Source organism: Actinokineospora enzanensis DSM 44649 (genome assembly GCF_000374445.1).
Lineage (GTDB): Bacteria > Actinomycetota > Actinomycetes > Mycobacteriales > Pseudonocardiaceae > Actinokineospora > Actinokineospora enzanensis.
This window is the reverse complement of sequence record NZ_KB894425.1, coordinates 40358-65741: the sequence shown is the minus strand read 5'-3', so window position 1 is coordinate 65741 and position 25384 is coordinate 40358. Positions and strand designations below refer to the sequence as shown.

30 protein-coding genes are annotated in these 25384 nt (G+C 70.9%); 13 read left to right on the top strand and 17 right to left on the bottom strand.

What is annotated here, in order from left to right; translation table 11 throughout:
* Positions 1-76: 76 nt before the first annotated feature.
* Positions 77-511, bottom strand: a complete 435-nt coding sequence (locus C503_RS0124115) for an SRPBCC family protein (RefSeq protein ID WP_018684801.1) — start codon at positions 509-511, stop codon at positions 77-79.
* A 43-nt stretch (positions 512-554) separates the two neighbouring features.
* Here C503_RS0124115 and C503_RS0124110 point away from each other — a divergent pair, with 43 nt between their 5' ends.
* Positions 555-1676: an LOG family protein gene (locus tag C503_RS0124110; protein WP_018684800.1), complete on the top strand. Its 1122-nt coding sequence runs from the start codon at positions 555-557 to the stop codon at positions 1674-1676.
* Here C503_RS0124110 and C503_RS0124105 read toward each other — a convergent pair.
* The 6 genes from C503_RS0124105 to C503_RS0124080 all read right to left on the bottom strand — a co-directional run bounded on the left by C503_RS0124105 (position 1665) and on the right by C503_RS0124080 (position 5244).
* Positions 1665-2357, bottom strand: a complete 693-nt coding sequence (locus C503_RS0124105; RefSeq protein WP_018684799.1) for a response regulator — start codon at positions 2355-2357, stop codon at positions 1665-1667. The two genes, C503_RS0124110 and C503_RS0124105, sit on opposite strands and share 12 nt — an antisense overlap.
* Before the next feature lie 128 nt (positions 2358-2485).
* Positions 2486-3049, bottom strand: a complete 564-nt coding sequence (locus C503_RS0124100) for a YbaK/EbsC family protein (protein WP_018684798.1) — start codon at positions 3047-3049, stop codon at positions 2486-2488.
* Positions 3036-3770, bottom strand: a complete 735-nt coding sequence (locus C503_RS0124095) for an alpha/beta fold hydrolase (protein ID WP_018684797.1) — start codon at positions 3768-3770, stop codon at positions 3036-3038. Before C503_RS0124095 ends, C503_RS0124100 begins: the two co-directional genes overlap by 14 nt.
* Complete coding sequence (locus tag C503_RS0124090) at positions 3764-4057, bottom strand: DUF2516 family protein (protein ID WP_018684796.1); 294 nt, start codon at positions 4055-4057, stop codon at positions 3764-3766. The genes C503_RS0124095 and C503_RS0124090 overlap by 7 nt, the downstream gene beginning before the upstream one ends.
* A gap of 81 nt (positions 4058-4138) precedes the next feature.
* Positions 4139-4813: a hypothetical protein gene (locus C503_RS0124085; RefSeq protein ID WP_018684795.1), complete on the bottom strand. Its 675-nt coding sequence runs from the start codon at positions 4811-4813 to the stop codon at positions 4139-4141.
* A complete protein-coding gene (locus C503_RS0124080) occupies positions 4810-5244 on the bottom strand; it encodes a helix-turn-helix domain-containing protein (protein ID WP_018684794.1) in 435 nt (144 codons plus the stop codon). Before C503_RS0124080 ends, C503_RS0124085 begins: the two co-directional genes overlap by 4 nt.
* Before the next feature lie 125 nt (positions 5245-5369).
* Between C503_RS0124080 and C503_RS0124075 the strand changes: the two genes are divergently transcribed.
* Positions 5370-5876 carry a DinB family protein gene (locus C503_RS0124075; protein WP_018684793.1) on the top strand — a complete coding sequence of 169 codons (507 nt, stop codon included), beginning with the start codon at positions 5370-5372 and terminating at the stop codon, positions 5874-5876.
* 203 nt (positions 5877-6079) lie between these two features.
* Here the strand turns inward: C503_RS0124075 and C503_RS0124070 are convergent, their stop codons facing one another.
* Both C503_RS0124070 and C503_RS0124065 read right to left on the bottom strand, forming a co-directional pair.
* On the bottom strand, positions 6080-6685 hold the full coding sequence (locus C503_RS0124070) for a P-loop nucleotide/nucleoside kinase family protein (RefSeq protein ID WP_018684792.1): 606 nt from the start codon (positions 6683-6685) through the stop codon (positions 6080-6082).
* A 13-nt stretch (positions 6686-6698) separates the two neighbouring features.
* Positions 6699-7073, bottom strand: a complete 375-nt coding sequence (locus C503_RS0124065) for a TFIIB-type zinc ribbon-containing protein (RefSeq protein ID WP_084477285.1) — start codon at positions 7071-7073, stop codon at positions 6699-6701.
* Between the two features lie 114 nt (positions 7074-7187).
* On the opposite strand from C503_RS0124065, the gene C503_RS40585 reads away from it, so the two are divergent.
* Together C503_RS40585 and C503_RS40580 are read left to right on the top strand one after the other, a co-directional pair.
* Positions 7188-8033 carry a PucR family transcriptional regulator gene (locus tag C503_RS40585; RefSeq protein WP_342663402.1) on the top strand — a complete coding sequence of 282 codons (846 nt, stop codon included), beginning with the start codon at positions 7188-7190 and terminating at the stop codon, positions 8031-8033.
* 49 nt (positions 8034-8082) lie between these two features.
* Positions 8083-8778, top strand: coding sequence for a phytanoyl-CoA dioxygenase family protein (locus C503_RS40580; protein ID WP_018684789.1), 696 nt, complete (start codon positions 8083-8085; stop codon positions 8776-8778).
* Positions 8779-8972: 194 nt separating this feature from the next.
* On the opposite strand, the gene C503_RS0124050 is transcribed toward C503_RS40580, so the two are convergent.
* The 4 genes from C503_RS0124050 to C503_RS0124035 all read right to left on the bottom strand — a co-directional run bounded on the left by C503_RS0124050 (position 8973) and on the right by C503_RS0124035 (position 13100).
* Positions 8973-11270: an FtsX-like permease family protein gene (locus C503_RS0124050; protein ID WP_018684788.1), complete on the bottom strand. Its 2298-nt coding sequence runs from the start codon at positions 11268-11270 to the stop codon at positions 8973-8975.
* The gene (locus tag C503_RS0124045) at positions 11267-11977 is read right to left on the bottom strand and encodes an ABC transporter ATP-binding protein (protein WP_018684787.1); all 711 of its coding nucleotides are present in this window, start codon (positions 11975-11977) and stop codon (positions 11267-11269) included. The genes C503_RS0124050 and C503_RS0124045 overlap by 4 nt, the downstream gene beginning before the upstream one ends.
* A 109-nt stretch (positions 11978-12086) precedes the next feature.
* A complete protein-coding gene (locus C503_RS0124040; RefSeq protein ID WP_018684786.1) occupies positions 12087-12611 on the bottom strand; it encodes a PadR family transcriptional regulator in 525 nt (174 codons plus the stop codon).
* Between the two features lie 105 nt (positions 12612-12716).
* Complete coding sequence (locus C503_RS0124035) at positions 12717-13100, bottom strand: VOC family protein (RefSeq protein WP_018684785.1); 384 nt, start codon at positions 13098-13100, stop codon at positions 12717-12719.
* Between the two features lie 87 nt (positions 13101-13187).
* On the opposite strand from C503_RS0124035, the gene C503_RS0124030 reads away from it, so the two are divergent.
* Positions 13188-13667, top strand: a complete 480-nt coding sequence (locus tag C503_RS0124030; protein ID WP_033400982.1) for a CGNR zinc finger domain-containing protein — start codon at positions 13188-13190, stop codon at positions 13665-13667.
* 63 nt (positions 13668-13730) lie between these two features.
* Here the strand turns inward: C503_RS0124030 and C503_RS0124025 are convergent, their stop codons facing one another.
* Positions 13731-14939: a DUF445 domain-containing protein gene (locus C503_RS0124025; protein WP_084477290.1), complete on the bottom strand. Its 1209-nt coding sequence runs from the start codon at positions 14937-14939 to the stop codon at positions 13731-13733.
* An 86-nt stretch (positions 14940-15025) separates the two neighbouring features.
* On the opposite strand from C503_RS0124025, the gene C503_RS0124020 reads away from it, so the two are divergent.
* From C503_RS0124020 to C503_RS0124000, 4 genes are all read left to right on the top strand, one after another.
* The gene (locus C503_RS0124020; RefSeq protein WP_033400981.1) at positions 15026-16192 is read left to right on the top strand and encodes a pyridoxal phosphate-dependent aminotransferase; all 1167 of its coding nucleotides are present in this window, start codon (positions 15026-15028) and stop codon (positions 16190-16192) included.
* 137 nt (positions 16193-16329) lie between these two features.
* Positions 16330-16899: an RNA polymerase sigma factor gene (locus C503_RS0124015; RefSeq protein WP_018684781.1), complete on the top strand. Its 570-nt coding sequence runs from the start codon at positions 16330-16332 to the stop codon at positions 16897-16899.
* Positions 16896-17126, top strand: coding sequence for a hypothetical protein (locus C503_RS0124010; RefSeq protein WP_018684780.1), 231 nt, complete (start codon positions 16896-16898; stop codon positions 17124-17126). Before C503_RS0124015 ends, C503_RS0124010 begins: the two co-directional genes overlap by 4 nt.
* Positions 17127-18129: 1003 nt before the next feature.
* Complete coding sequence (locus C503_RS0124000) at positions 18130-18957, top strand: hypothetical protein (protein WP_156893431.1); 828 nt, start codon at positions 18130-18132, stop codon at positions 18955-18957.
* Positions 18958-19272: 315 nt separating this feature from the next.
* Here the strand turns inward: C503_RS0124000 and yczR are convergent, their stop codons facing one another.
* Entirely contained in the window at positions 19273-20703 is a 1431-nt protein-coding gene (gene yczR, locus C503_RS0123995) for a MocR-like transcription factor YczR (RefSeq protein ID WP_018684778.1), read from the bottom strand.
* An 80-nt stretch (positions 20704-20783) separates the two neighbouring features.
* Here yczR and yczE point away from each other — a divergent pair, with 80 nt between their 5' ends.
* The 3 genes from yczE to C503_RS0123980 all read left to right on the top strand — a co-directional run bounded on the left by yczE (position 20784) and on the right by C503_RS0123980 (position 23075).
* Positions 20784-21425, top strand: a complete 642-nt coding sequence (gene yczE / locus C503_RS0123990; protein WP_018684777.1) for a membrane protein YczE — start codon at positions 20784-20786, stop codon at positions 21423-21425.
* Between the two features lie 10 nt (positions 21426-21435).
* Complete coding sequence (locus C503_RS0123985; RefSeq protein ID WP_018684776.1) at positions 21436-22518, top strand: calcium:cation antiporter; 1083 nt, start codon at positions 21436-21438, stop codon at positions 22516-22518.
* Between the two features lie 185 nt (positions 22519-22703).
* Positions 22704-23075: a VOC family protein gene (locus C503_RS0123980; protein ID WP_018684775.1), complete on the top strand. Its 372-nt coding sequence runs from the start codon at positions 22704-22706 to the stop codon at positions 23073-23075.
* Here C503_RS0123980 and C503_RS0123975 read toward each other — a convergent pair.
* Both C503_RS0123975 and C503_RS0123970 read right to left on the bottom strand, forming a co-directional pair.
* Positions 23057-23602, bottom strand: coding sequence for a Clp protease N-terminal domain-containing protein (locus tag C503_RS0123975; protein ID WP_018684774.1), 546 nt, complete (start codon positions 23600-23602; stop codon positions 23057-23059). The two genes, C503_RS0123980 and C503_RS0123975, sit on opposite strands and share 19 nt — an antisense overlap.
* Positions 23603-23604: 2 nt before the next feature.
* Positions 23605-23814, bottom strand: a complete 210-nt coding sequence (locus C503_RS0123970) for a sigma factor-like helix-turn-helix DNA-binding protein (RefSeq protein ID WP_018684773.1) — start codon at positions 23812-23814, stop codon at positions 23605-23607.
* A gap of 64 nt (positions 23815-23878) precedes the next feature.
* Here C503_RS0123970 and C503_RS0123965 point away from each other — a divergent pair, with 64 nt between their 5' ends.
* Entirely contained in the window at positions 23879-24688 is an 810-nt protein-coding gene (locus C503_RS0123965; protein ID WP_026316636.1) for a hypothetical protein, read from the top strand.
* Positions 24689-25384 lie beyond the last annotated feature (696 nt).

The window sequence follows — 25384 nt, the reverse complement described above, 5'->3', positions numbered from 1 at the left end:
AGAAGAAGAATCAACCAAGGGCTTCACTCATGATCAACCAGGGTCTCACCCAGCAGCTCAGAGGTTAAAACTCAAGCTAGAGCTCCCTGGCCAGGTTCGCCAGCACCTGGTCGTGGATGCGCTTGAGACCGGCCGGGGCGAACAGCCGCTCGAAGAACCCGCCGATGCCGTTGGCGCCTTCCCAGGTGGTGGCCACGCGCACGGTCGAGGTGTTCTGGTTGCCCTCGACCGTCCAGGTCGTGATGAGCGTCGAGTTGCGGTCGGTCTCGACCAGGCTGCCCGGCGTGGGTTCACTCACCTCGATGAGGCAGTCCCGCACCCGCTTGCTGGTGGCCTGGAGCCGCCAGTGCACGACGGTGCCCGCGCCGATCCCGCCCGACCGCACCTCGTACTCGCCGTAGTGCGGGCTGAGGATCCGCGCGCGCACGCCAACGTAGTCGGCGACCGCGGCCCGGACCCGCTCGACCGGGGCGGCGATGGTGCGCTCGGCGAGCGCCTGCACCTGGTTCATGGTTCTCCGTACGTCGGCGACCGGGTCTCCGTAGGCTACCGACGTGCGGATCGAGATCACCGATGTGGACATGCTGCGCCGTCACCGGGCCGCGGGCCGGGACCTGATCCGGGTGACGCTGATCAGCCTGGATCTCACCGATCCCGAGGTCGACCAGTTGCTGCGCACTGCCCTGGACGGCGCGCTCTTCCTGGGCTGCACACTCCGCCCGGAGACCCAGCGACGCGCGCACGCGGCGGGTGCCCTGTTGTTCCCGATCGTGCCCGGTCTACCGCACGATGTGTACCGGTCACGCCTCTACACCTGCGCGGAGCTGTTCGCGGGTTTCGACCCGGCACGCCCAGAGTCCTATGCGGACACACCGGACGCGCGGATCTACCAGCACACCCGCGCCCGGGGCGCGCGGCCGGACCCGTTGCACGCGCTGGCCGAGCGGCTGCACGACCACGGCATCACCGAGGCGTTGAACGAGGTGCTCACCGGCCTGCCGGTGGCGGTGATGGGCGGCCACGCGCTGACCCGCGACTCCGCCGGGTACCGGGACGCGGTGGAGCTCGGCGTGCTGCTGGGCAAGGCGGGTTTCACCGTGCTGACCGGCGGTGGCCCGGGTGCGATGGAGGCCGTGCCGCTGGGGGTCCGGCTCACCGATAGGTCCACAGTGGACGACGTGCTGGCCGGGCTGGCGGCGGCGCCCCGGTTCGCCAGTGGCGCGACCGTGGACGCCGCCGAGATCGGCCGCTGGCTCGCCGCGGGCCTCGCGGTGGACCTGCCCGCCCACCCGACCGCCCGCACGATTGGCATACCGACCTGGTTCTACGGTCACGAACCGCCGAACCCGTTCTGCGAGTTGCACGCGAAGTACTTCGCCAACTCCGTCCGCGAGGAAGGTCTGCTGACCGTGGCCACGGGCGGGATCGTCTATACCCCGGGCAGCGCCGGGACGGTGCAGGAAGTATTCCAGGATTACACGCAGAACCACTACGGTTCGGTCGGTCCGGCGGCGCCGATGATATTCCTCGGCACCCGGTTCTGGACCGAGGACGTCCCGGCCGCGCCATTGGTGCGCAAGCTCGCGGCCGGGCGTCCTGCCGAACGGTGGATACTGATCACCGACGACACCGCGGAAGCGGTCGAGTTCCTGATCTCCTACGCGTCAGTCCAGTAGACCGGCGCGTTGGGCCAGCACGGCCGCGGTCACCCGGTTGGCGCACCCGGTCGCGGCCAGGATCTCCGACACATAACCCCGCACGGTCGAGTCGGAGAGCCGCAGTTCCTCGGCGATCTCGCCGTTGCTGCGGCCAAGGCCCACCAGCCGCAGCACGTCCCGCAACCGGGCCGACAGCCGCGCCACCTCGGCGGCCGCGCCGATCCGGTCCAGGTGGTGCGTGGCCAGGTGGCCCATCAGGTCGTTGGTCAGCGTCGGATCGAGGACCGCGCCGCCGTTGGCCGCCACCCGCACCGCGCGCACCAGCTCCGCAGGCTCGATGTGCTTGAGCAGGAAACCTTTCGCACCGAGCCGCAGCGCGGTGGCCACGGCCTGGTCGGCGTGGAAGGTCGTCAACACCACCACCGCGGGTACCCGCGGCTGTCTCCGCAGCTCGCGGAGCGTGTCGAGCCCGTCCATGCGCGGCATGCGCAGGTCAAGCAGCAGTACGTCGAGCTCCCTGGTGCGCACCAGCTCCAGGGCCTCGGCACCGTCCGCCCCCTCGGCGACGACCTCCACGTCGGCCGCCGCTCCGAGGATCTTGGTCACGAACGAGCGCGCCATCGGTTCGTCGTCAACGACGCCGACCCGGATCGTCCCCCGCTCGACGGCTATTCCATCGATCTCGGTCTGTGTAGTCACTTCCGTGCCCCTCCTTACCCGCCCACGGGGCGTATGCAAGCACAGGAATGCGAAGCGGAACAGGGAATGTGGCGTCAACCCGACGATCGTCGGGGCAAAGGACGCTCGTTCGGTCTATCGGCGGGTGGTCAACGCGCGAGACCCTCGACCACCGTGGCGCCCGGGAGCGCGGCCATGAGATCACCGGGAACCAGCAACTTGCTGCCGCGGATTCCGCTGCCGATCACCAACTCCGGCGCGGCCGCGACCGCGGCGTCGATGTAGAGCGGCCATTCGGCGGGCAGCCCGATGGGGGTAATGCCGCCGTAGGCCATACCGCTGTCGCTCACCGCCCGGTCCATGGGCGCGAAGGAGGCCTTGCGGACGTCCATCTGCTTGCGCAGCACGCCGTTCACGTCCGCGCGGGTGGTGGCCAGTACCAGGCAGGCGGCCAGCCGTTCCTCGCCGCCGCGTTTGCCGAGCACGACCACGCAGTTGGCGGAGGCGCTCAACGAGGAGCCGTAGTGCTCGCAGAAGGCGGCGGTGTCGGCGAGCCCCGGGTCGATCTCCGCGACACCGATCCGGCTCGCGTCCAGGTCGGCGAGCGCCTTGACCACGGGATCGGCGAGCAGTTCGGGGTGGTCGGCGGCGGGCAGAACGGTGAGGCTTCCGGCGATTGTCCAGGTCACCGACCCGATGTTAGCGCCGTTCATGATCGAGGAAGTCCCGCACCAGAACGCGCACGTCATCGCGGTGGGTAACGAGCGGGGCGGCGGAGTCGAAGCGCGCCAGTCGGGCGCGGGGGAAGGCGGCCGCCACCTCCTCGGCCACCTCGGACGGGTGCAGCCGGTCCCCGGTCGCGGCGATGACGAGCACGTCGGCGGTCACCCGGTCGAGCGTCACCGGATCGGTGACGGCAAGCTGGCCGGACGCGGCCCGCAACGCCGGTCCCAGCCGCAGCAGCGCGGTGGTGCGTTCCTCGATGTAGGCCGCCGGTCCGACCGGGGACGTCTCGGCGACCAGGGCACGCAGCCGGTCGCGATCACCGCTGTCGGCCGCCGCGGCCATGTCCAGCACGACCGCGGCTGCCCCGGTCGGCCGCGGTTTCGCCAACACAGCGGGCAGCATCAGCACCAGTCGGTCCAGGATGTCCGGTTCGTCGGCAACGAGCGCGCAGAGTGCGCCCGCGCCGAGCGACACCCCGATCGCCCGGCGGGCAGTGCGCACGACGGGTGCGATGTCGGCCGCGATCGAGGGATAGGTCCAGTACTCCGCCGGGGCGGGTGGAGCGTCCACATGACCCGGCAGGGTCAGCACGATCCGTGTACCCGGCAACCCGGACGCGGGAATCCGCGCCTCCCCGGCGGTGGCACCCAACCCGGGCACGACCACCGTGCGTGGGTCACCCGAGCCGTACGCCCGGGAAATCACCACCGCTGGCCGCGCTGCACCTCGATCAGTCGGGGGCGGACATCCACGATGTAGACCAGGGCCGCGACCAGGCTCGCCATCCAGAAGATCCAGCCCGTGCCCGCGAAGCTGAACAGGAACTGCGCCGCCGTGGCCCCCGCTGTGATGCCCACCCAGGCGGGCTTGGTGAGGCGCTCGGCGGCCGAGTAGGCATCCGGCCGCTGCATCAGCGCATGGACGAGCGCGAAGACCGCGACGGGCACGGCGGCCCAGTCGATGACCTTCAGGATCCAGTACGCGAACTGTGGCACCCCGTCAGACTACGTGTGTCCCCGGCATGTCCACCACAAGACTCCGCGCGCTCACCCGTCGGGAGCGCGCGGAGCCGGTGCTCAGTCCTCGGTCGGCTTCGCCGCGGGCTTGCGCGTGTTCACGCCGGTCCGGGCGGCGGGCTTGCGGGTGGGAGCGCTCTTGTCCGCCTGGTCGGCGACCTTGTCCGCGCCCGCCTTGGCCTTCTCGGCGACCTGGTCGCCCGCGTCCAGCACGGTCTCGGCGACGTCGGCGGCCACGTCCTGCGCAGCGGTGGCGACCTGCTCGCCCGCCGCGCGGGTCTTGCCGGTGACCTTGGCCAGGACCTCCTCGGCCAGCGTGCGGGCGTCGCCCGCGGCACCGCCGACCCGGCTCTGCGCGGCCGCGATCGCCTCCTCGACGACCTCTTCCAGCTTCTTGACCTGCGGCTGCTCGCGCAGCTTGCCGAGCGCGTCCTCGCCGTGGTCGGCCAGCTGCTGGTAGAGCCGCACGGCCGCGGCGGTGTACTCGTCGAGCAGCCTGCGCAGCTCGGCCGGGTCGAGCCGCTCGCGCAGCCCGGTCAGGTCGGTGGGCAGCTCGGAGCGGGTCGCCTCGGCCCGGCCGCGGGCCCGGGTGACCGCGTCCAGCACGGCTCGGGCGGCCAGGTCACCCGCGCCGAGCGCGGCCAGCAAGGGGGTGCGCGCCTGCTCGATCGCGGTGTGCACCACGGCCACGGCCTGCCCGCCCGCCTTGCGGGCGTCGTCGGTGGTCGGCGTCATTCTCGTTCACTCCTCGGTTCTGGTTCCACTGTGGACGCCGTGGCGTCCGGTGTGGACTTGGCGGCGGAGTTCTCGCGGCGGAAGGACTCGTAGATGTCCAACAACACCTGTTTCTGCCGCTCGGTCAGGTGCTCGTCGGCGCGCACGGCGTCGGTGACCGGTCCCCCGGTCGGCAGGTCGAGGATCCCGGCCTGCACGTAGAGCGCCTCGGCGGAGATCCGCAGCCCCTTGGCGATCTGCTGCAGGATCTCCGCACTCGGCTTGCGCAGGCCACGCTCGATCTGGCTCAGGTACGGGTTGGAGACCCCGGCGAGCCGGGACAGCTGGCGCAACGAGATCTTCGCCAGGTTGCGCTGCTGCTTGATGTACTCGCCGATGTCCCGGCCCAGGTCGGCGACCCGGTCGAACGCACCCTCACCCGAGTTGTCCATCCCGGTACCACCTCCCCGTGCCGCCTCCGACGGTACGCCCGGGTGCTAGCTACTGCAAGCGCAATGCTTGCGCAGGTCCGGTGGATCACGTCACACCGGTCCGCGGATCGCGGAAGGATCGACCCATGACCACCGAGCGCCCCACGCCACCGCTGACCGGCACCGAACGCGAGACGCTGCGCGGCTTCCTCGACTTCCACCGCGCGACCATGGCCCGCAAGTGCGAGGGACTCACCGACGAGCAGCTCGGCCGCCGGGCGTCCCCGCCGTCCACCCTGTCCCTGCTCGGCCTGCTGCGGCACATGTGCGAGGTCGAGCGCACCTGGTTTCGCATGATCGTCAACCGGGAGGAGCTGCCGTTGGTGTGGTCGGACAGCCTCGACTACCAGGCCGCCTTCGACACGACCGACGCCGACGGCGCGTCCGCCTTCACCGCCTGGCGGGACGAGGTCGAGCACGCCCGCCGGATCGAGGCGGGCATCGACTCCCTGGACGCCACCTTCCACCAGCCCCGCTGGGACGCCGACGTCTCGCTGCGCCTGGTGCTGCAGCACATGATCCACGAGTACGCCCGCCACAACGGCCACGCCGACCTGCTCCGCGAGGCCGTCGACGGCTCCACCGGCCCCTGATCCACCGCGCCTGCCACGCACCGATCACCAGCCCGAGACCCCACCCCACTCCAAGATCATCTCCACTTTCAAGATCATCCCGCGACCCGGCCCCGCCCTCCCTGGGGCCCGGGGCCCTTTCTCAGCCTATCGGTTGCTGAGCTGCGGAAACAATGGTTCGCGGCGGCCTGTGGATAAGTCGGGGAGGTTGTGGACAACCGGGGTCAGAGGCGGGTGAGGACCCAGTCGGCGACAGCGCGGGTCGTCTCGGCGACCGGGGTGTCGGAGGTGTCCAGCAGGGTCATCGGTGGTGTGGTCACCGTCGACCGCACCCAGGCGTTGAACGCCAGCATGTCCGCGATCCGCTGCTCGTCGTCCCAACCGCGCCAGGCCGGACGGGCCCGCAGCCTGCGGTCGAGCACGTCGTCGTCGGCCACCAGGGCCAGGTAGTGGATCTCGCTGAACAGCGCACGCTCCGGGCGCTGCTCGAACTGCGGCGGTGCCACGGTGCCGCACAGCACCGTCGGCCTGCCGTTCTGGTTGAGCATGGCCGCCATCCGCAGCCAGGTCCGGCGGAACGAGCCGAAGTCGTCGTACGGGTCGCGCAGCGCGCCGATCCACAGCACGTCCTGCTCCAGCACGACGGCGCGGCCGCCCAGCAGGCCGCCGAGCCCGCGGCACACGGTCGACTTGCCGGTGCCGCTGGGCCCGGTGAGCGCGAACAGCGGGAGTCGCGCGAACGGCTCCCGGTGCCCGCACGACGGGCAGACCCGGACGTCGCCGTCGACCCGGGGCGCCTCGGCCCACTCACCGCAGGCCGGGCAGATCATCGGGTGCAACGGATCAGTCGAAGAGGTCTTCGAGGAAGCTCTTCTTGCGCTTCTTGTGCCCGTAGTGGCCGTGGTGACCCTGGTGGCCGTATCCGGGGGGCGAGTCGCGGTACCCGGGAGGCGAGTCCCGGTATCCCGGGGGCGAGTCGCGGTAGCCCTGCGCGTACCCCTGCTGCGGGTAGTGCTGCGCGGGCGGCGGGTAGGCGGCGGTGGGTGGGGGCGCGCCCTGGTAGGGCGGTGGCGGCGAGTAGTGGCGCTGCTCGGCGGCAGCGATCTGCTCCAGCTCACCGCGGTCGAGGAAGATTCCCCGACAGCCTTCGCACTGGTCGATGTGCACGCCGAGCCGGTCGACGGTGCGCATCACGTTTTGACACTTCGGACAAATCACGCCCGCAAGCCTACGCAGATGACCGCGCCCGTGTCGGCGCCGACGACCCGTCTGGGAATGACAGATCCTCACGTACGGGCGCGTGCAGCGGGAATCGGTGCGACGATGGCCCGCGTGAGGCCTCACGACGCCGCGCGGGCGCTGCTCGCCGAGAACGGGGCCGGGCGGCGGGCAACCGGGTTGACCGCCCTCGTGCTGGTGCTGCTGCGCCAAGCCGCCGCCCGGACGACCGAGGACGCGCGCGGCGAGTTGCTCGCGGACCTGCTGACGGGCGCGCGCTCGGACCCAGTTGCCCTACTCACCCGCGGACACCGGCTCGGCATCGATCTCGCCGTGCCGCGCGCGGTGCTGGTGGCACTGTCCGAACACCTGCCCAGACGGCGGCTGGCAGCCGCGGCCGCGCCGCACGCGGATCTGGCGGGCGTGCACGCCGACCACGTGGTCCTGCTCGTGCGCGCGAGCCACCCCGGCGAGTCCGCCGCCCGCCTTGCGGCCATCCTGACTTCCACAGTGGACACACCGGTGACGGTCGGCGCCGCGGGCCCGGTGTCCGGAGTGGACGCCCTGGCCCGCACGCACGCCGAGGCGGAGCGCTGCGCGCGGGCGTTGTCGGCGCTGGGCCGCGCGGGCCAGGGCGGCGGTCGGTCGGACCTGGGTTTCGTCGGCCTGCTGCTGGGCGAGCACACACCGGAGGACCTGGAGAGCTACGTGCACGCCACGCTCGGGCCGGTGCTGGAGTACGACGAGCGGCGCGGCACCGAGCTGCTACGCACGCTGGAGGCGTACTTTTCCGCCGGGGCTAACCTCACCCGGGCGAAGGACCTCCTGCACGTGCACGTGAACACGGTCGTGCAGCGGCTGGAGCGGATCGGCTCGCTGCTGGGTTCCGGCTGGCAGGAGCAGGAGCGAGCGCTGGAGATCCAACTGGCGCTGCGGCTGTTCGGACTTACTTCGGCGTAGACAGGTGAATTCGGTGGCGGGCCGGTCACCACGGGTCGATTCTGGTGGGGTGCACGAGGTTCTTGACGAACTGGGCGCGCGGACCGATCTGCTGGCGCCCCAACAGTTGAGCGAGCTGGACGAACTGGGCTTCTGCCGGTTCGATGACTTCCTCACTGCCGACCAGGTCGCCGCCGCGCTCGCTGAGATAGAGGCACTGTCGCCGGACGACGGCGAGGGCACGTTGCACCTGAAGGCCAGGCTGGAGGCGGGCACGGTATTCGACCCGCTCTGGTTACGCCCGCGGCTGCTGGCCGCGGTGCGTCACCTGCTCGGACCGGAGTTCCACCTGAGCGCCATGCGGTACGGCGCGGGTCGGCCGGAGCTGCGCGACCAAGCACCGCGGCTGGACTTCCAGGCGGGGGCGGGCCGGTGGCGGGTTTGCACGGCGATCGCCGCGCTGGTCGACTTCACGGCCCGCAACGGGGCCACCCGCGTGGTGCCGGGATCGCACCTGGACCACGGGTTCGTACCGCCCGCCGACGGTGAGGACCATCCGGACCAGGTGCTGCTGCTCGGCCGTGCGGGTACCGCGTGGCTGTGCAACTCGCACCTGTGGATCGCGGGCACGGTGAACCGGTCGAGCAGCACACGGCACGCGGTGCAGACCGGTTTCACCCGTCGGTGCGGTTCCGCCGCCTACGACGTGCGGCCCCCCGACGAGACCATCTCCCGCCTCGGCAACGCCGCATACCTGCTGGTCTGACGGCCTGTGGACAACTTCCGCCTGGCCCCGCCGCCTCCTGGGATCGTGTTCCCGCCAAGCGATCCCAGGAGGCGGACATGATGAGGCGAACCACGCAGGCGGTTCGGGCACGGCGGTCCCACACCGTCCACACGCGACTGACCGAGGCCGGGGGCCACCCCCAGGCAGGCCCCCGGCGCGGGCTGTGGCGCGGACTATTCGGTGCGCAGCGAGTTGAGCCGGGTGGCGTTGCGCAGGAACGGCATCGTCAGCAGCGACACGGCCAGCACCAGTGCCGTCGCCGTGCCGCCCAGCACCAGCACCCCGCCCCAGTCGATCACCATGGGGCTGCGGACCAGCCGCATCACCAGCGCCGTCAGCAGCACGCCGAGCCCTACCGCGAGCACGACCCCGAGCGCGATGGGCACCGCGATCTGCCACAGCAGCGACCGCGCCAACACCCCGTTGGGCACCCCGCCCGCGGCGAGCACGGCCAGCGGCCGCTTGCGCTCGCGGATGTGCTCGACCGCCAGCACCAGCAGGCTGAGGCCCGCGAGGCCGAGGGTGAACACCGAGCCGACCAGCAGGCCGCGCCGGATGGCCAGGTAGGAGAGCTGGTCGTCCCGGTACATCGTCGGGGCCTGCAGGTAGCTGAACACGCGCCAGGCGAGCGGCCCAAGGGCCGCCCGCACCCGCTCGACCGCGTCGGGATCCCGCTGGTCCAGCAGCGCCAGGTACTCGGCGGAGTCGTACTGGGGCAACGGCACCTGCACGCCCCGGGTCACCAGCACGGGGGAGTGCCGGTTCGGGCTCTGCACGGTGCTCTCGGGCATCGGCGCCACCTGCGCGGGGACGACCCAGTCCACCGGCTCCTTGTCCGGCGGCCCGTCGAGCACGCGCATCCGGGTTCCGGGGTCGAGCTGGTGCCCCATCACCTGCCGGTTGACGTACACGGTGCCGTCGACGCAGTCCCGGAGGCCGTAGTACCGGGCCGCGAACCCGCAGTCCACGACCTCGGCGACGATCCCTTCCGTCCCCATGCCCCGGACGTCGAGGTCCGGGGACTCCCGCGCGATGGCGAAGCTGAAGATCCGGCTCCAGGCCGTGGTGCCGGACGCGGTCGCCAGGGCACGCTCGGCGTCCGCGGCGTACCTGGTCGCGACCTGGACGTGCAGCGCGGGATCGCCCTGCGATACGGCATCCGCGGGGAGTTCCCGCGCCGCTGCCTGCGAGAGCAGCAGCGCCTGCAGCGAGATCGCGCCCGCCAGCACCACCGCGACACCGCTGACGACGCGCGCCGAGGTGCCGCTGTCGAGCTGCAGTCTGCGCACCGCGAGCTGCCACGAGGTGGGGCCGCCGCGCATGAGGCCCACCACGCGTTCGATCAACCATGGCAGCACCGCGGGCACACTGAGCAGTATCAGGGTCACGCCCGCGGCCACCGAGATCGACCACAGCTGCGAGCGTTCGGAACGGTTGTTGAACAGCAACACCGCCGCCCCGGCCGCGATCAAGGCCACTCGCCACAGCAACCGGCGTCGGACGGGTTTGCTGTACCGGACGACGCCGAGCGGCTCGATGATGGTGCGGCGCAACGCGAACTGCGCGGCGAACACCGCGATCACCGGCGCGGCCACCAGCACCAGCAGGCCCATCCACCACGTCGGCACCACGTCCGAGGGATAGGCGCTCGTGCCGAGCACCCGCAGGTCGTCGGCGAACGTGCGGCAGCCGAGGAACAGGCCGACGCCGAGCAGCAGCCCGGCGAGCGCGCTCACCAGCGTCTCCGCCGCGGCGATCCGACGCACCTGGCGGTTGCCCGCGCCGACGAGTCGGAGCGCGGCGAGCCTGCGGTCGCGTTCGGCGCCCGCGATCCGGGTGCTGGAGGCCAGGAAGATGAAGACCGGCACGAGCACCGCGACGGTGCCGAGCAGCACCAGTAGCAGCAGTCCCGGGTCCAGCGGATCGCCCGGTCCGGGGTGCCCGCCGAACCGGTAGGCCAGCGCGGTGCCGGAGCGCTCGTCCGTGGGCAGGTCGGTCGCGCCGACGTAGGCGATGGCGGCGTGCGGTTCGGCCACGCCCTCCTGGCCGATCGTGCCCGCGACGTGCCGTTGGAACCGGAGGCCCAACAGCGGGTCCTGGAGCATCGTGGCCAGTTCGGGCGAGACGAACATCTCGGCGGGGCCGGGCAGCCGCGGCACCCCCGGCGGCACCGGGGACGTCGGCCCACGGCCCTGTAGGTAGACCACCCGGATGTAGTCGCCGTGGTATTGCGTGCTGCTGCGGGTGACGAGCGTGGGTGCGACCCCCGGGATCTCGGTCGAGTCCACCTCGGTCGCGTTCTGGTGGGCTTCGTGCGCGTCGAGCAGTGGACCCACGGACGCGGCCAACAACAGCACGGCGACGGCCAGCGCCACCCCGAACGCGCTCAGCACGAACCGGGCCAGCGAGGTCCGGCCACCGCCGACAGCCAGCCGGACCCCGATGGCCACGTCGCTCAGCCATGCCTTCACGGGACCAACTCCACCTGTCGGGTGCGGCCATCGCGGACCACGACCTCGCGGTCCGAGTACGCGGCGACCCGCGCCTCGTGCGTCACCAGCACGACCGCCGCCCCGCTGTCCCGCGCGGTCGCGACCAGCAGCCGCATCACCTGCTCGCCGTTGAGCGAGTCCAACGCGCCGGTCGGCTCGTCCGCGAAGATCACCTTCGGCGCGGTGACCAGTGCCCGCGCCACCGCGACCCGCTGCCCCTGACCACCGGAGACCTCACCGGGGCGCTTGCGGCCGAGGCTCTCGACCTCCAGCCGCGCCATCCAGTCCAGCGCGGTCTTCTCGGCTTCCCGGCGCCGCACGCCGCTCAACCGCAGCGGCAGCGCCACGTTCTCCACGCAGGACAGTTCGGGCACGAGCTGGCCGAACTGGAAGACGAAGCCGAACTCGCTGCGCCGCAACGCACTGCGCTGCCGGTCCGACAGCCGCGCCAGGTCCTGCCCCTGGAACGTCACGGTCCCCGAGTCCGGCGCGACGATGCCCGCCAGGCAGTGCAACAGCGTCGACTTCCCCGACCCGGACGGCCCCATGATCGCGACGATCTCCCCCGGCCGCACCGCGAGCGCCGCCCCGTCCAGCGCGGGCGTGCTGCCGAACGACTTCCGCAGCTCGACGCCGCCCAACAAGATCTCGTTCACCGGTCCGTCCCCGGCCGTCTCCGCACCCATGTCCCGCCCCTCTCGATCCCACGCCGGGCCGACCCGGCACCCCCACCGAACGCCTGCCGGGCCACCCACCGCGAGTCGATCGTCACGGCGTGACCGGCGCCCACCGGGCTCAGTTGTCCACTTCCTTCGCCAACTCGCCCAGCCGTGCGGCGGTGAGCTCCAGCCACCGCAGGTCGGCCTCCAGGTGGAACAGGGCGTGATCGCAGATCAGCTGGTCGGTGAGGTCGCCCTGCTGTTTGCGCGCGACGAGCCCGCGCATCGCCCGCAGGTGGGCCGAACGCTGGACGTCGAGGACCTCTTCGGCGTCGCGGCCGGACATGAGCGCGAGCACGACCTTGGTGTACAGCGCGCTCTGCAGGTAGATCTGCGGGTTCTCCGGGGTGACCAGCCAGTCCGCGACGTCGGTGACCCCCGCGTCGGTGATGGCGTACCGCTTGCGCTCCGGGCCACCGCCCGGTTCGACGCCGCTCTCCTCGACGAGCCCGTTGCGCAGCAGGCGGGACAGCGTCGAATACACCTGGCCGTAGGCGAGCGGCCGGTCATGACCGAACCGCTCGTCGTAGACGCGCTTGAGGTCGTAGCCGTGTCTGGGGCCGGTCTCCAGCAGGCCGAGCAGCGCGTGTCCGATTGACATGGGCGCCACTGTACAGCATGTGTATACACACTAAGAATAGCTACGTGAACTGCGGATACTCTCGATGAGAAGCGGTCATGGCGAACCAGGCGCGCGGCCGGACCCTCAGCAGGCGCAGAGACAGAACGGGTGTCCGGCCGGGTCGGCGTACACCCAGAACGAGCGGTTGGTCCGGTCCAGCAGTCGGGCGCCGATCCGCAGCGCCCGCTCGTGCGCGGCGAACAGGTCGGTGACCGCGAGGTCGAGGTGCAGCATCTGCGGCACGTCGGAGGCAGGCCACGTGGGCGGCCGGTAGTCGACGGCCTGCTGGAAGCAGATCTTGGCGCCGCTTCCGCCGATGGTGGCCCACGAGTTGTCTTCCTCGACGTCGAGATCGTCCGACCGGTCGAGGAGTTCGGCGTAGAAGCCTGCCAGGGCACCCGGATCCGGACAGTCCAACACGATGGTCACCCGCTGGGGAACGGCACCCTCGGGAACGGCGACGGTCATGACTCTCCCTCCATGTGCGTAACCATTCAAGCGAGTATGCAAGTTATCTCAGGGCAGGGCAACCGGTATCGGGCCTACAGTGGTGTCGTGAGTACCGCGGAGGTCAGTGCCGCTCACGATGTGGAGCTGGTCCTTGAGTTCCTGAACACGGTCGACGTCGAACAGGGCACCGACGTGCTCGACGACCCGGTGACCTGGCACGCCTGGCTCGGCAGACACCAGCTCGACGACGAGGACGGGCCACTCGTCCGCGCCGTGCGCGACGGGCTGCGCTCGACCGTGGGCGCCACCCAGGCCAGCGCCCCGCCCACGGGCTCCGCCCGGGTCGAGGTGGTGAACGGCCTGCCCACTCTGGTCGCCACCGCGGTCACCGGCGCCGTCCTGGCCGCCGCGACCCGGATGGCCGTCCGCGGCGACTGGGCCCGCCTGAAGATCTGCCCGGCCGACGAGTGCCAGTGGGCGTTCTTCGACCGCTCCCGCAACCGCTCCCGCACCTGGTGCTCGATGAGCGTCTGCGGCAACCGGGAGAAAGCCCGCGCCTGGCGAGAACGGACCAAGAACAACTGATCGACACGGTGCAGCGGCCGATCGGCACTCGCGCGCGCCTGCGCCGATCGCCTCGCGGATCCGTCAGCCGATCAGTTGCGCCACCGTGTAGATCAGCAGCCCAGCCAACGCGCCCACCACGGTGCCGTTGATCCGGATGAACTGCAGATCCCGCCCAACCTGCAGCTCGATCTTGCGCGCGGTCTCCTCGGCGTCCCAGCGCTGCACCGTGTCGGTGATCAGCGTGGTGATCTCGTTCCGGTAGTTGAGCACGACATAAGCCGCCGCCCCCTCCACCCACGCGTCCGCCTTGGTCCGCAGCGCCTCGTCGGCGACCAGGCGGCCCCCCAGCGCCATCAGACCCGACCGCACCCGGGTGCGCAGCTCGCTGGACGGGTCCTCGGCCGCGTCCAGCAGCATCTTCTTGGCCGTCGCCCAGGCCGACCCGATGACGTTCTGCACCTCGGGGTGCTCCAGCACCTGGTGCTTGACCATCTCGGCGCGTTCCATCACCTTCGGGTCGGTCTGCATGTCGGCGGCGAACTCGCCGAGGAACTTGTCCAGTGCCAGCCGCATCGGGTGGTTGACGTCGGTCTTCACCGCCCAGGCGAACGCGAGCACCTCTCCGTACACCTTGTCGGCCACCAGCGAGTCGAAGAACTTCGGCGACCACGACGGCGCCCGGTTGGACACGACGCCCATGACCTGGTCGTAGTTGGCCTTGACCCACTCGTAGGCGCGGTCGCACAGCAGGTCGACCAGCTTGTGGTGCGAGCCGTCGGCGAACACCCGCTCCAGCAGCTTCCCCAGCGGCGGCCCCCATGGCACCCGCACGATCCGGGACACCACCGCCTGCTCCATCACCGCCTGCACGTCCTCGTCCCGCAGCACGGTGACCGCCCCGCGCACAACCGTGGCCAGCTCGGACGTGACCCGCTCGGCGTTCTCCCGCTCGGCCAGCCACCCGCCGAGTCGGGCCGCGACGCCGATCCGCCGCAGCCGCTCCCGCACCACCCGCTCGGCCAGGAAGTTCGTGCCCACGAACTCGCCGAGGCTGTCACCCAGCGCGTCCTTCCTGGTCGGGATGATCGCCGTGTGCGGGATGGGCAGCCCCAGCGGCCTGCGGAACAAGGCGGTCACCGCGAACCAGTCGGCCAGCGCGCCGACCATGCCCGCTTCAGCGGCGGCCTTGACGTACCCCACCCAGCCCGGCGCCCCCGCCGACTGCCAGATGGTGGTGGCCAGGAATATCGCCGTCGCGACGCCGAGAAAAGCAAGCGCGACCAGCTTCATCCGCCGCAGCGCGTGCCGCTTGGCCTCCTCGCCGGGGACCGGTGTCAGTTGCTCCACGGTGCCATTCTCCGTGAGGATGCTGGGTCGTGCCCCGAACCAGCCTCGTGCCGCGCCTGCGCCCGTTCACCTCGACCATCTTCGCGGAGATGACCGCGTTGGCCGTGCGCACCGGTGCGGTCAACCTCGGCCAGGGATTCCCCGACACCGACGGCCCCGCGGGCATGCTCGCGGCCGCCCAGGAGGCCATCGCCACCGGCGTCAACCAGTACCCGCCCGGCCCCGGCCGCCCCGAGCTGCGGGCGGCGATCGCCGAGCAGCGGACCCGCTACGGCACCCGGTTCGACCCGGACACCGAGGTCCTGGTCACCGTCGGCGCCACCGAGGCCATCGCGGCCACCCTGCTGGCCCTGGTCGAGGCGGGCGACGAGGTGATCCTCTTCGAGCCGTACTACGACTCCTACGCCGCGTCCGTCGCCCTCGCCGGGGCCACCCGCCGGGTCGTCCCGCTCACCGAGGAGCCGACCGGCCGCTTCGGTCTCGACCTGCCCGCCCTCCGCGCCGCGGTGACCCCGAACACCCGGGCCATCCTGGTCAACACCCCGCACAACCCAACCGGCACGGTGCTGACCCGCGCCGAGCTGGAGTCGATCGCCGAGATCTGCCGCGAGCACGACCTGCTGGCGATCACCGACGAGGTCTACGAGGACCTGCTGTTCGACGGTCGCGAGCACATCCCGCTGGGTTCGCTGCCCGGCATGGCCGAGCGCACCCTGACGATCTCCAGCGCGGGCAAGAGCTTCAACTGCACCGGCTGGAAGATCGGCTGGGTCTGTGGCCCGGCCGAGCTGGTGGCCGCCGTCCGCGCCGCCAAGCAGTTCCTCACCTTCGTCGGCGGCGCCCCGTTCCAGCCCGCCATCGCCCACGCCCTGCGCACCGAGGGCACCTGGGTCGCGGACTTGCGCGCCTCCCTCGCCGACAAGCGCACCCGGCTGTCCCAGGGGCTGGCCGAGGCGGGCTTCGGGGTCCGCAGCGCGGAGGGCACGTATTTCGTGTGCGCCGACGTCCGCCCCCTCGGTTTCGCCGACGGCCTGGAGTTCTGCCGCGCACTGCCCGAGAAGATCGGCGTCGCCGCCGTCCCCGTCCAGGTCTTCACCGACAACCCCGACCGCTGGCGCCACATCGTCCGCTTCGCCTTCTGCAAACGCGACGAGGTCCTCGACGAGGCGATCACCCGCCTGCACCGCCTGCGCTGATCGGGCCTACGTCCGTCCACTCCCTACTGAACGGCCCCGCGACCAGCACCCATCACTCCTTCGAGGGGTGCGCGGAGCCCGTTTCCCCAACTCACCGTCTGAGGCGGCAGAGGGGAAAACCCAGACAGGGAGGGCGAATGCTGTCGAAGTCCACAACGGACATTCTGCGTCAAGCGTTGGACGGCGACCAGGACGCATGGCGCTGCTTGGTGGATCGGTACGGACCGATGATCTGGCGGGTGGCCCGCGCCCACCGACTGCGCAAGCACGACGCCGCGGACATCAGCCAGACCACCTGGGCCGCCCTGGCCCAGCACGGCCGCAGGATCCACTCACCGGAGCGGCTCGCGACGTGGCTGACCACCACGGCCCGCCGCGAGTGCGCGCGTCTGATCGACCGCGGCCACAGGGAGATCCCCGCCGGATGGCGCAACTGGGACGACCTCCCGGACGGAAAGGACGGCCCCGAGGTCATCGCACTGCGCGGTGAACGCGACACCCTGCTCTGGCGCGCCTTCACCGCACTGCCCGGCCGCTGCCAGCAGTTGTTGGGCCTGCTGGCTTTCGCGCCCGAGCTGAGCTACCCGCAGCTCGCCCGAGCGGTCGGTCTGGCCGACACCAGCGTCGGCCGCAGCCGAACCCGCTGCCTGGACATCCTGCGCCGCAAGATCACCATCCTCGGCGTGCCGAACGGGGCGGTGGGATGACCGACGCCGAACTGCTCACCGCGCTGGCGGATCTCCTCGACCGCGTGGACCCCGTCCCGCACCGGGTCCTCGCCGCCGCCATCGCGGCAGGCTCGCTGCTCGCGATCGACCGGCGCGACCGGCGCGACCGGGGACGATGGCGTCCCGTTGCCGCGCTCCACGATGTTCGACGGACCTGGCAGGGCGATGCAGGCGGCGAACTGGACGAACTGAAGGTGGGGGCGTGACATGACCACCATGCCACAGATTCGGTCGGCGTGGGCCGTCCAGTACGCCAAAGCCGTTCTGCTGCAAGAGAACGGGATGCCGCGCGGCGCTCGCCAGGTTGCCGAGGCAGCCCTTCCGCTGGCGGGTTCACCCACCGAGGAGTCCGAAACCCGAGTCCTACTGAGCCACCTCTGCCACCAACTGGACGGCGACGGCCAAGGCACAGAGCCATCTGCACGCACCCGACCGGCACATGGCAGCAACTACCGATTCACCACGACGCTCCTCAGGGCCACGGTGATCACCTTGGTGGTGTGGACCGCGCTCCGAGCCACGCGCCGACCGACCCGCCGCGCCACGGCAGGACATCGCTCCAGCTCACACACGGCAAGACCGCCCCGCGCTCCACGAGAAGCGCCCCATGCTCGCTCCACCTCGCGCCGCCCTCTCCCGACCTGGCGGACCAAGCGCTCCGACACGCCGCCGAGACCAAGATGACCACGACGGCCACCGGATGACGAGGGCACGAACCGCCCGACCGGCCACACCCGGAGACACCACTCGGCAACCTTCGAGGGGTGCGCACATCTCCACTCCATATGCGCACCCCTCGAAGAGCCACTGGCAACCACCGAAGCTCCACCGCCACATCCGGACCACGCCCTCGCCAACTCCGACAAGACGGCATTCGGCCACGGTCGCAGTCACAGTCGCGGAGACCATCCGTTCGGCCAGTTCGGACGGTCGGATCACACGGTCCGGCTGCGGTCGGTGTGCACAACGGACACCGTGACGGTCCAGCCGCGCACTCGCTCGGAAGAGACCGGGGTTCACCCGGTCCGGTGGTTTCCACGGACGGTGATCATCGCGATGGTGGGTCCTGCGCACGCGGCGCCGTGCGCCGTCTTTCCGGGTGGAACACACGCGGTTAGGGTGCGGAAGGGCGACCCGGTGCTGGATAGTGGCCTGGTCACACCGGTCGGTGGCGGATCGACGACGAGAAACCGGGACGGCGGTGAGAACGTGACACGGTCAGCGAACGCGTCGCGGCTGCTGCTCCGGTTCGTCGTCCTCGCCGGTCTGCTGGTGACCGCGTGGGTGATCGGCGTGTTGTTCGCGAGCACCGCCTCCGCCGACACCGGCGTCATGCCACCTCGCCCGCGGCCGGTCGAGCGCGAGACCACCCTGGTCGGGTCGACCACGAACAGCGTCACCGAGCTGACCTACGCCGCGGCCGGTGTGATCCACAACGCCGTGCCGCTCGGCCCCACCCGCTCCTCGACGAACGCGTCCCTGGTCGCCACCACGAGCTCCACGTCGAGCCCGACCGAGGCGACCGACCCGACCCCACTCGCCGCGCCCCCAGCCGATTCGCCCCCGGCCCTGGCCCAACCAGCGGCTCCCACGCCGGTCGCCGCGGACACACCCATGCAGACCACCGCGGCCCCCGATCCCGACGTCAAGTCGGCCGCGCCCGCCACCCGCCCGCACCGCCCCACCAAGGCCCCGCGCACCACGATCTCGGCGACCCACGGCCATCACGCCGTCACCCCAGCCCCTCTCACCCCTGCACTGGCACCGGACAAGCCGACCGCGCAGACCGACGGTCCACAGGCGGGCCCTGACCAGTCGCCCCAGGCCCCGGCAGGCCCGTCAGCGCCCGCTTGCCCGGCCGCCCCCGGCCCCGCCGCGTCCTCCACGCACGACTGTGGCGGCCAGGCCCGCACCTCCTGCGGCGTGTCGACCGCCCGCGACCAGCTCACCCCGCCGCTGTCGACCGGCGGTCCGGCGGCGAGATCGGTCGAGCCGCCCGGCCACGTGGCCGGGTTGCCCTCCTCGACTCCCGACTGAGCGAGTCCGGCACGCGGGGACCGGTCTGCCCAGGGCCCGGTCCGGATTCGCCCGTTGTCCTCCTCGGTGTTGCGCACAAGCCATTTCCGATGCCCCGATCTGCCGACCGCGCCCGGTCAGATCGGGACCTGGCCCCGGCGCCGCGATGCCCCCGCGGCGCCGGGGCTCCCCCTCGGTCCACCCCGTTCGGCACAACGAGGGGCTGTGCCGACGCAGGGGTGGACCGAGGTCACCGTGCGCTGGATGGCGAAAGGTCCAAACAACTACGCCATCCAGCGCACTGGTTTTCTACCGCCTCGATCCCGCCAAAGCCAGCTACGCGACCGGGATTAGACCATCGGAACCGAGCGTTCCAAGCGATCCGGTGACACGATTGGCAACTCCCGCGATCCGCTGAACCGCGTCGACAAGTTGTGGCGCGGGCAGCGTGTACGGCACCCGCAGCCGCTTTTCGAGGCCCCCGTGCACGCTGAACCGCGACGCGGGTGCGACCCGGACCCCCACGTTCTGCGCCGCCACCGCGATCCGCGTGCCGATCGGCGCGGGCAGCTCGCACCACAGGCTCAAGCCGCCTCGCGGGACCTCGAACCGCCAGTCCGGGCAGTGTTCTCGCAGCGCCTCCACCAGCACTGACCGGTTCCGCGCTAGCGCGGCCCGGTGTTCCCGCAGCATCGGATCCGGGTCGGCGTAGAGCTGCGCCAGCACGAGCTGCTCGAACACCGGGGAGCCCAGGTCGTGGGCATGCCGCGCGGCCGCGATCCGACCGATCAACTCCTCGGAGGTGCGCACCCACCCAAGCCGCAACCCGCCCCAATGCGACTTGCTCGCCGACCCGACAGTGATCAACAAGTTCGGCGCGAACCCCGCCATCGGCGGCGGACCGTCCAACGGATCCCCGTCGAGATCGACCTCCACCAGCGTCTCGTCAATGATCGCGGGCGTCCGCGTCCGGCGCAGCACACCCGCCAGCCGCTCCCGGCCGTCCGCGTCCAACCGCCGCCCGGTCGGGTTCTGGAAGTCCACCACGAAGTAGGCCACTCGGGGAGCGGCCTGCCGGAGCACGGCCTCGACACCCTCGATGTCCCACCCCTCGGCAGGCTCCTCCGGCATGGCCACCGGAACCGGCACGAGATGGGCCGCCTTGATCGTCTCCAACGCGTTGAAGTACGTGGGCTGCTCGACCAGCACACGGTCGCCCGGCCCGGCCAACACCCGTAGAACCAGCGCCATGGCGTGGTGCGCGCCGTTCGTCACCAGGATCTGGTCCGGCGTGGTGGGCAGACCTCGCACCGTGAACCGCTCTGCCAACCGTTCACGCAGGACGTCCAGCCCCAATGGGAAGTAGCCGTGCCCCGACAACTCGGCGGCGAACGCCCCGCGCACCGCGTCCACGACCGAACCGAGTCCGGGCATGGCCATGGGCGCGGCCGTCGCGAGGTCCAACGGTTGCTCACGCACCGAGACCTCGATTCGTGCGGCCGCGGCGGGCAAGGTCACCCGCGACCCGGACCCGCGTCGACTCACGATCAGCCCCTCGGCCCGCAGCGCGTCCCACGCCGAGGCAACCAACGTCCGGCTCACCCCGAGCGCCGACGCCAGATCTCGTTCGGCGGGCAACGTCGTCCCCGGCGGCAGCTGGCCGTCGTACATCAGCAGGCGGATGCCCGCGGCCAGCCCCGCCGACACCGAGCGGCTCCCCTTGCCACGCCACTCGCCCAGCAACTGGACCAACCGGGCACTCGACACGCGTCCACCTGGCGGGATCATCAGCCAATTATCGCAGATTGGCTATCGAATCCCGGCCAATCGGCCGCGAAGATGGTCGTATGGCCTCCACCGCCCCGCGTCCCGTGTCCGTCCGCACCAGCCCGGCGCGCCGGTTACCCCAGCTGCTGGCGGGCCTGGCGCTGTACGGGGTGAGCGCCGGACTGCAGATCGAGGCGGCCCTGGGCCTGGCGCCCTGGGATGTGCTGCACGAGGCGCTGCACAAAATCACCGGCTTGAGCTTCGGCACCACCACGGCCCTGGTCAGCGTGCTCGTGCTGCTGTGTTGGATCCCCATCCGGCAGCTCCCGGGGGTGGGCACGGTGGCCAATGTCGTGGTGGTGTCGATCTTCGTCGATCTGACCCTGGCGATCGTGCCGACACCGGACAGCCTCTGGGTCCGCGTCCTCCTGCTCGTGGCGGGGGTCGTGCTCAACGGCCTGGCGACCGCGGCCTACATCGGTGTCCGACTCGGCCCCGGGCCGCGCGACGGGTTGATGACGGGAATCTCCGCGCGCACCGGCTACGCGATCCGCTGGGTGCGGACCGCCATCGAGATCACCGTGTTGGCCGTGGGCTGGCTGCTCGGCGGCACCGTCGGCATCGGCACGGCGTTGTACGCACTGGCGATCGGCCCGTTGGCCCAGGCGTTCCTGCCACTGGTCGGCTGGCATCCGCGCGCCGAGGCGAAAACTGGACATTAGTGTCGGGGGTATGACGACCGCCCCGACGCTGCCCCGCTGGAGCCTGGCCGTTCCACCGCTCGCACTGCTGATTCTCGTGTTGGCCTACGGCCGCGACCTCGGCACCGTGCTGATCGTCCTGGTGTGCCTCGGACTCGGCGGCGCGGTGACCGCGGCCGTGCACCACGCCGAGATCGTGGCCCACCGGGTCGGCGAGCCGTTCGGCACCCTGATCCTCGCCATCGCGGTGACGGTGATCGAGGTCGCGCTGATCGTGACGTTGATGGCCTCCGGCGGCGAGAAGGCCTCGTCCCTGGCACGGGACACGGTGTTCGCCGCCATCATGATCACCACCAACGGGATCGTCGGGATCGCCCTGCTGGTCGGTGCCTTGCGGCACCGTGTGCAGGAGTTCCGCGCGCACGCCTCGGGCGGCGCGCTCGCGGTGATCACCGCGCTCGTGACGCTGAGTCTCGTACTGCCGACGTTCACCGAGTCCACTTCCGGACCGACCTTCTCCGGCGCACAACTGGCTTTCGCGGGCGTGGCGTCGCTGGTGCTGTACGGCGTTTTCGTGTTCGTGCAGACCGTGCGACACCGCGACTACTTCCTGCCGAAGGACAACGCGTCCGACGACGAACACGCCGCGGCGCCTGCGAACCGGACGGCCTTGCTCAGCCTCGGTTTGCTCCTGGTCTGTCTGGTTGCGGTGGTCGGGTTGGCGAAGACGGTGTCGCCGACCTTGGAATCGGCCGTGGAATCACTGGGGGCTCCTGTCTCGTTCGTGGGTGTGCTCATCGCATTGCTGGTGCTACTCCCGGAAACCGTCGCGGCAGTCCGGGCGTCGTTGCGCAATCGCCTGCAGGTCAGCCTCAACCTGGCGTTGGGATCGGCGTTGGCCAGCATCGGCCTGACGATCCCGGCGATCGCGGTGGCCTCGATCTGGCTGACCGGGCCGTTGACGCTCGGGTTGGGCGCCAAGGAACTGGTGCTATTGGTGTTGACGGTCCTGGTCAGCACGCTGACCTTGGTGACCGGTCGGGCGACCCTGTTGCAGGGGACCGTGCACCTGACTGTGTTCAGCGCGTTCCTGTTCCTCGCGGTCACACCGTGATGACGCGTCCGGTGCGACCACATTCGAACGTACCGGCCGTCCGGCCAGGAGACCCGCGTGCTTGCGGCCTGTGGATAACTTCGTGGGGTTGTGGACAACCGGCGCCTGTGGATAGCTCAGTGCACGAGCGGCGCCGGACGTGGAGACTCGGAGGCGAGATCAGCCACAGACCGAGGAGAAGGTCGATGTTCGAACACACCAAGGCGTTCAGCGGGTTCTCGGTGGACGACATCCCCGCCGCGAAGTCGTTCTATGAGAAGACACTCGGCATCCGGGTGTCGGAGGAGAACGGGATGCTCACCCTGCACATCGCGGGCGAGCGCGACACGTTGATCTACCCCAAGCCGGATCACACACCGGCCACGTTCACGATCCTCAATTTCCCGGTGGCGGACGTCGAGTCCGCTGTGGACGAACTGGTCCGACGTGGCGTCCGGTTCGAGCACTACGACAGCACTGACGAGAAGGGGATCATGCGGGCCTACGGGCCACCGATCGCCTGGTTCCGGGACCCGGCCGGGAACGTCCTGTCCGTGATTCAGATCGAGGAGAGGTAGGCGCGCACGCCCTGATGAGTCACTCCCAATGAGGTGAGGGCCTCGGCCGCGACACCGCCCACGCGCAGGATGGCCAGCAGTACGTGCTGGTCGCCTATCGAGCGGTCGCCGCAGTCGATGGCCTCGCGCAGGCTGAACTCCAGCACCCGCTTGGCGTCCGTGGAGAACGCGACGCGCCAACGTGGGCGGTATGTCCGTGCGCGCTTGGCTACACGGGCGAGGGCTCCCTCGCCGTGCGTCTGCTCGATCGCGGACACGACCGCGTCCACGTCGATGCCGAACTCGTTGAGCGCCGCGGCCTCGGCGGCGGACAGGCCACCGCGGCGCCGGGTCGTGTCGATGGCCACGCGGGCCGAGGTCGTGGTGACGTGGTGGTGGGCCAGCGCGGCCGTGCCCGGGGTGCCATCCTGCTTGAGCAGTCCGAGCAGGAGGTGCTCGGGCTCTATCCGCGCGGCTCTGTCCTGCTCGGCGATGTGGACACCGTCGCGGACGACGACGCGGGCCGTCTTGGTGAAGCGCTCGAACATGTCTATTGCCTCCCGTACTTCTTGTGCACGGCCTGCTTGCTCACGCCGAGCTCGGCCGCTATCTCCTGCCAGGACCATCCGTGGACGCGCGCGCTGCGCACCTGCACCGCCTCCAGCTGTTCGAGGAGCTTGCGCAGGGCGGCGACCGCGCGCAGGCCGACCCGGGGGTCTCGATCGCCCGCGGCGCTGGCCAGTTGGGTTGCTTCCGCCATGAAGTCAACATAGGTTGACGAAGTCGAGCTTGTCAACCACAGTTGACGCAGGCATGATCGGGTCATGCCGGAGATAGCCATGGCCGAGGCGCCCGGACTCGGGCTCGACGGACTGCCACGTCCCAGCGAGGACGTGGTGGTCGTGCTGCCCGAGGCGGTGATCCTGCTCGACGGCGCCACCTCCATGCGCCCTGACCTGCCCAGCGGGGGTGCGTACGCCAACGAGCTCGCCGCCCAGCTCGCGGGCAGGCTGACCACCGCGCCGGAGCTGGATCTCGCCGATCTGCTCGCGGGCGCGATCCGCTCCGTCGCCCGCGGCAACGGCTTCACGCCCGGCGAGAGCCCCGCCAGCACGGTGGCGATCGTGCGGTGGAACGCGGCCGAGGTGGAGGCGCTGGTGCTGGCCGACAGCCCGGTGGTGGCCTTCCGCCCGGAGCCGGAGGTCGTGGCGGACCTCCGGCTGCGCAATGTCCCCCGCGGTAGCTACCGCGACCGCTTACGTGGCGGAGGTGGCTACTCCACCGAACATCTTGCGGCGTTACGCGCCTCCGCACGGAAAACGTCCGCATTGCGTAACCAAGAAGGCGGCTACTGGGTCGCCGAGGCCGTACCCGCCGCGGCCTATCACGGCATCCGGGCGTCCTGGCCGCGCGAGTCCGTGTCGGCGGTGCTCATGGCCAGCGACGGCGTCTCGTGCGGAGTGGACGACTACGGCCTGTTCGGCTGGCCGGAGGCGCTGGCACTGGCCACCTCGGAGGGTCCGCGGGCCGTGCTGGAGGCCGTGCGGGCGGCGGAACGGTCCGATCCGGACGGAGCGCGCTGGCCCCGGCCCAAGCCCTACGACGACCAGGCCCTGGCGTTGATCACCTTCTGAGCCCGCGCCCTACCGACGAGTTATCCACATACCCTCCGATTCATCCACAGGCCCGCCACACCTCTTCGCATCCACCCCACCACTCGACGACCATGGGTATCGGGCAGGGCGAGCCCACACCCACCAAGTCAGGGATGCGAGGAGGAGAGACCGATGGATGGATGACCCACAGGTCGCCAGAGGGTGCCCGACAGCACTGAGCAGACGGCTCGCTGACGTGAGCCAGGCGATGACGCGACGGACATGTGGACATGACCGAACTCGGCCAGGCACCGATGGCGCCACCTGGTCGGGGTCGGGAGTGGCCGCAGGACCGGCAGGCGCCACCGGCTCCGGCCGATCGCGACATCGACCGCTCCGTGCTGGTCGCCCCGCAAACCCTCATGGCGACAGAAGCAGGTGGCTTGGCCGACGGAAGGCGGGAACGACCGTGGTGCCGCGGTCGTTCCCCGAATCCGACGCCTTGAGCCACCCCAGGCCGCCCAACTCCGACCGACTCGACGCCGCCCGGCGCGCGAGGGTGGGGTCGACGGAGTCGGGGGCGGGCGGCCGTGACCGCCGGTCGCGCACCTGGTCCACCGAGACAAGTCCGTCCAGCACGCCCGGGGTCGGCTCGGGCCAGGTGCCGCGATCGAGCGGTGAGTCCCGAAAAAACGGTCGGGCGGCCTGCAGCCGCCCGACCGTGCCCTATTCGTC

What these genes read in the sequence shown, in the direction of transcription:
- C503_RS0124115 (WP_018684801.1), bottom strand. Translation starts at nt 511, where the DNA reads ATGAACCAGGTGCAGGCGCTCGCCGAGCGCACCATCGCCGCCCCGGTC.
- C503_RS0124100 (WP_018684798.1), bottom strand. Translation starts at nt 3,049, where the DNA reads ATGAACGGCGCTAACATCGGGTCGGTGACCTGGACAATCGCCGGAAGC.
- C503_RS0124085 (WP_018684795.1), bottom strand. Translation starts at nt 4,813, where the DNA reads ATGACGCCGACCACCGACGACGCCCGCAAGGCGGGCGGGCAGGCCGTG.
- C503_RS0124080 (WP_018684794.1), bottom strand. Translation starts at nt 5,244, where the DNA reads ATGGACAACTCGGGTGAGGGTGCGTTCGACCGGGTCGCCGACCTGGGC.
- C503_RS0124075 (WP_018684793.1), top strand. Translation starts at nt 5,370, where the DNA reads ATGACCACCGAGCGCCCCACGCCACCGCTGACCGGCACCGAACGCGAG.
- C503_RS0124070 (WP_018684792.1), bottom strand. Translation starts at nt 6,685, where the DNA reads ATGATCTGCCCGGCCTGCGGTGAGTGGGCCGAGGCGCCCCGGGTCGAC.
- C503_RS0124045 (WP_018684787.1), bottom strand. Translation starts at nt 11,977, where the DNA reads ATGGGTGCGGAGACGGCCGGGGACGGACCGGTGAACGAGATCTTGTTG.
- C503_RS0124040 (WP_018684786.1), bottom strand. Translation starts at nt 12,611, where the DNA reads ATGTCAATCGGACACGCGCTGCTCGGCCTGCTGGAGACCGGCCCCAGA.
- C503_RS0124035 (WP_018684785.1), bottom strand. Translation starts at nt 13,100, where the DNA reads ATGACCGTCGCCGTTCCCGAGGGTGCCGTTCCCCAGCGGGTGACCATC.
- C503_RS0124025 (WP_084477290.1), bottom strand. Translation starts at nt 14,939, where the DNA reads ATGAAGCTGGTCGCGCTTGCTTTTCTCGGCGTCGCGACGGCGATATTC.
- C503_RS0124015 (WP_018684781.1), top strand. Translation starts at nt 16,330, where the DNA reads ATGCTGTCGAAGTCCACAACGGACATTCTGCGTCAAGCGTTGGACGGC.
- C503_RS0124010 (WP_018684780.1), top strand. Translation starts at nt 16,896, where the DNA reads ATGACCGACGCCGAACTGCTCACCGCGCTGGCGGATCTCCTCGACCGC.
- yczE (WP_018684777.1), top strand. Translation starts at nt 20,784, where the DNA reads ATGGCCTCCACCGCCCCGCGTCCCGTGTCCGTCCGCACCAGCCCGGCG.
- C503_RS0123985 (WP_018684776.1), top strand. Translation starts at nt 21,436, where the DNA reads ATGACGACCGCCCCGACGCTGCCCCGCTGGAGCCTGGCCGTTCCACCG.
- C503_RS0123980 (WP_018684775.1), top strand. Translation starts at nt 22,704, where the DNA reads ATGTTCGAACACACCAAGGCGTTCAGCGGGTTCTCGGTGGACGACATC.
- C503_RS0123975 (WP_018684774.1), bottom strand. Translation starts at nt 23,602, where the DNA reads ATGTTCGAGCGCTTCACCAAGACGGCCCGCGTCGTCGTCCGCGACGGT.
- C503_RS0123970 (WP_018684773.1), bottom strand. Translation starts at nt 23,814, where the DNA reads ATGGCGGAAGCAACCCAACTGGCCAGCGCCGCGGGCGATCGAGACCCC.
- C503_RS0123965 (WP_026316636.1), top strand. Translation starts at nt 23,879, where the DNA reads ATGCCGGAGATAGCCATGGCCGAGGCGCCCGGACTCGGGCTCGACGGA.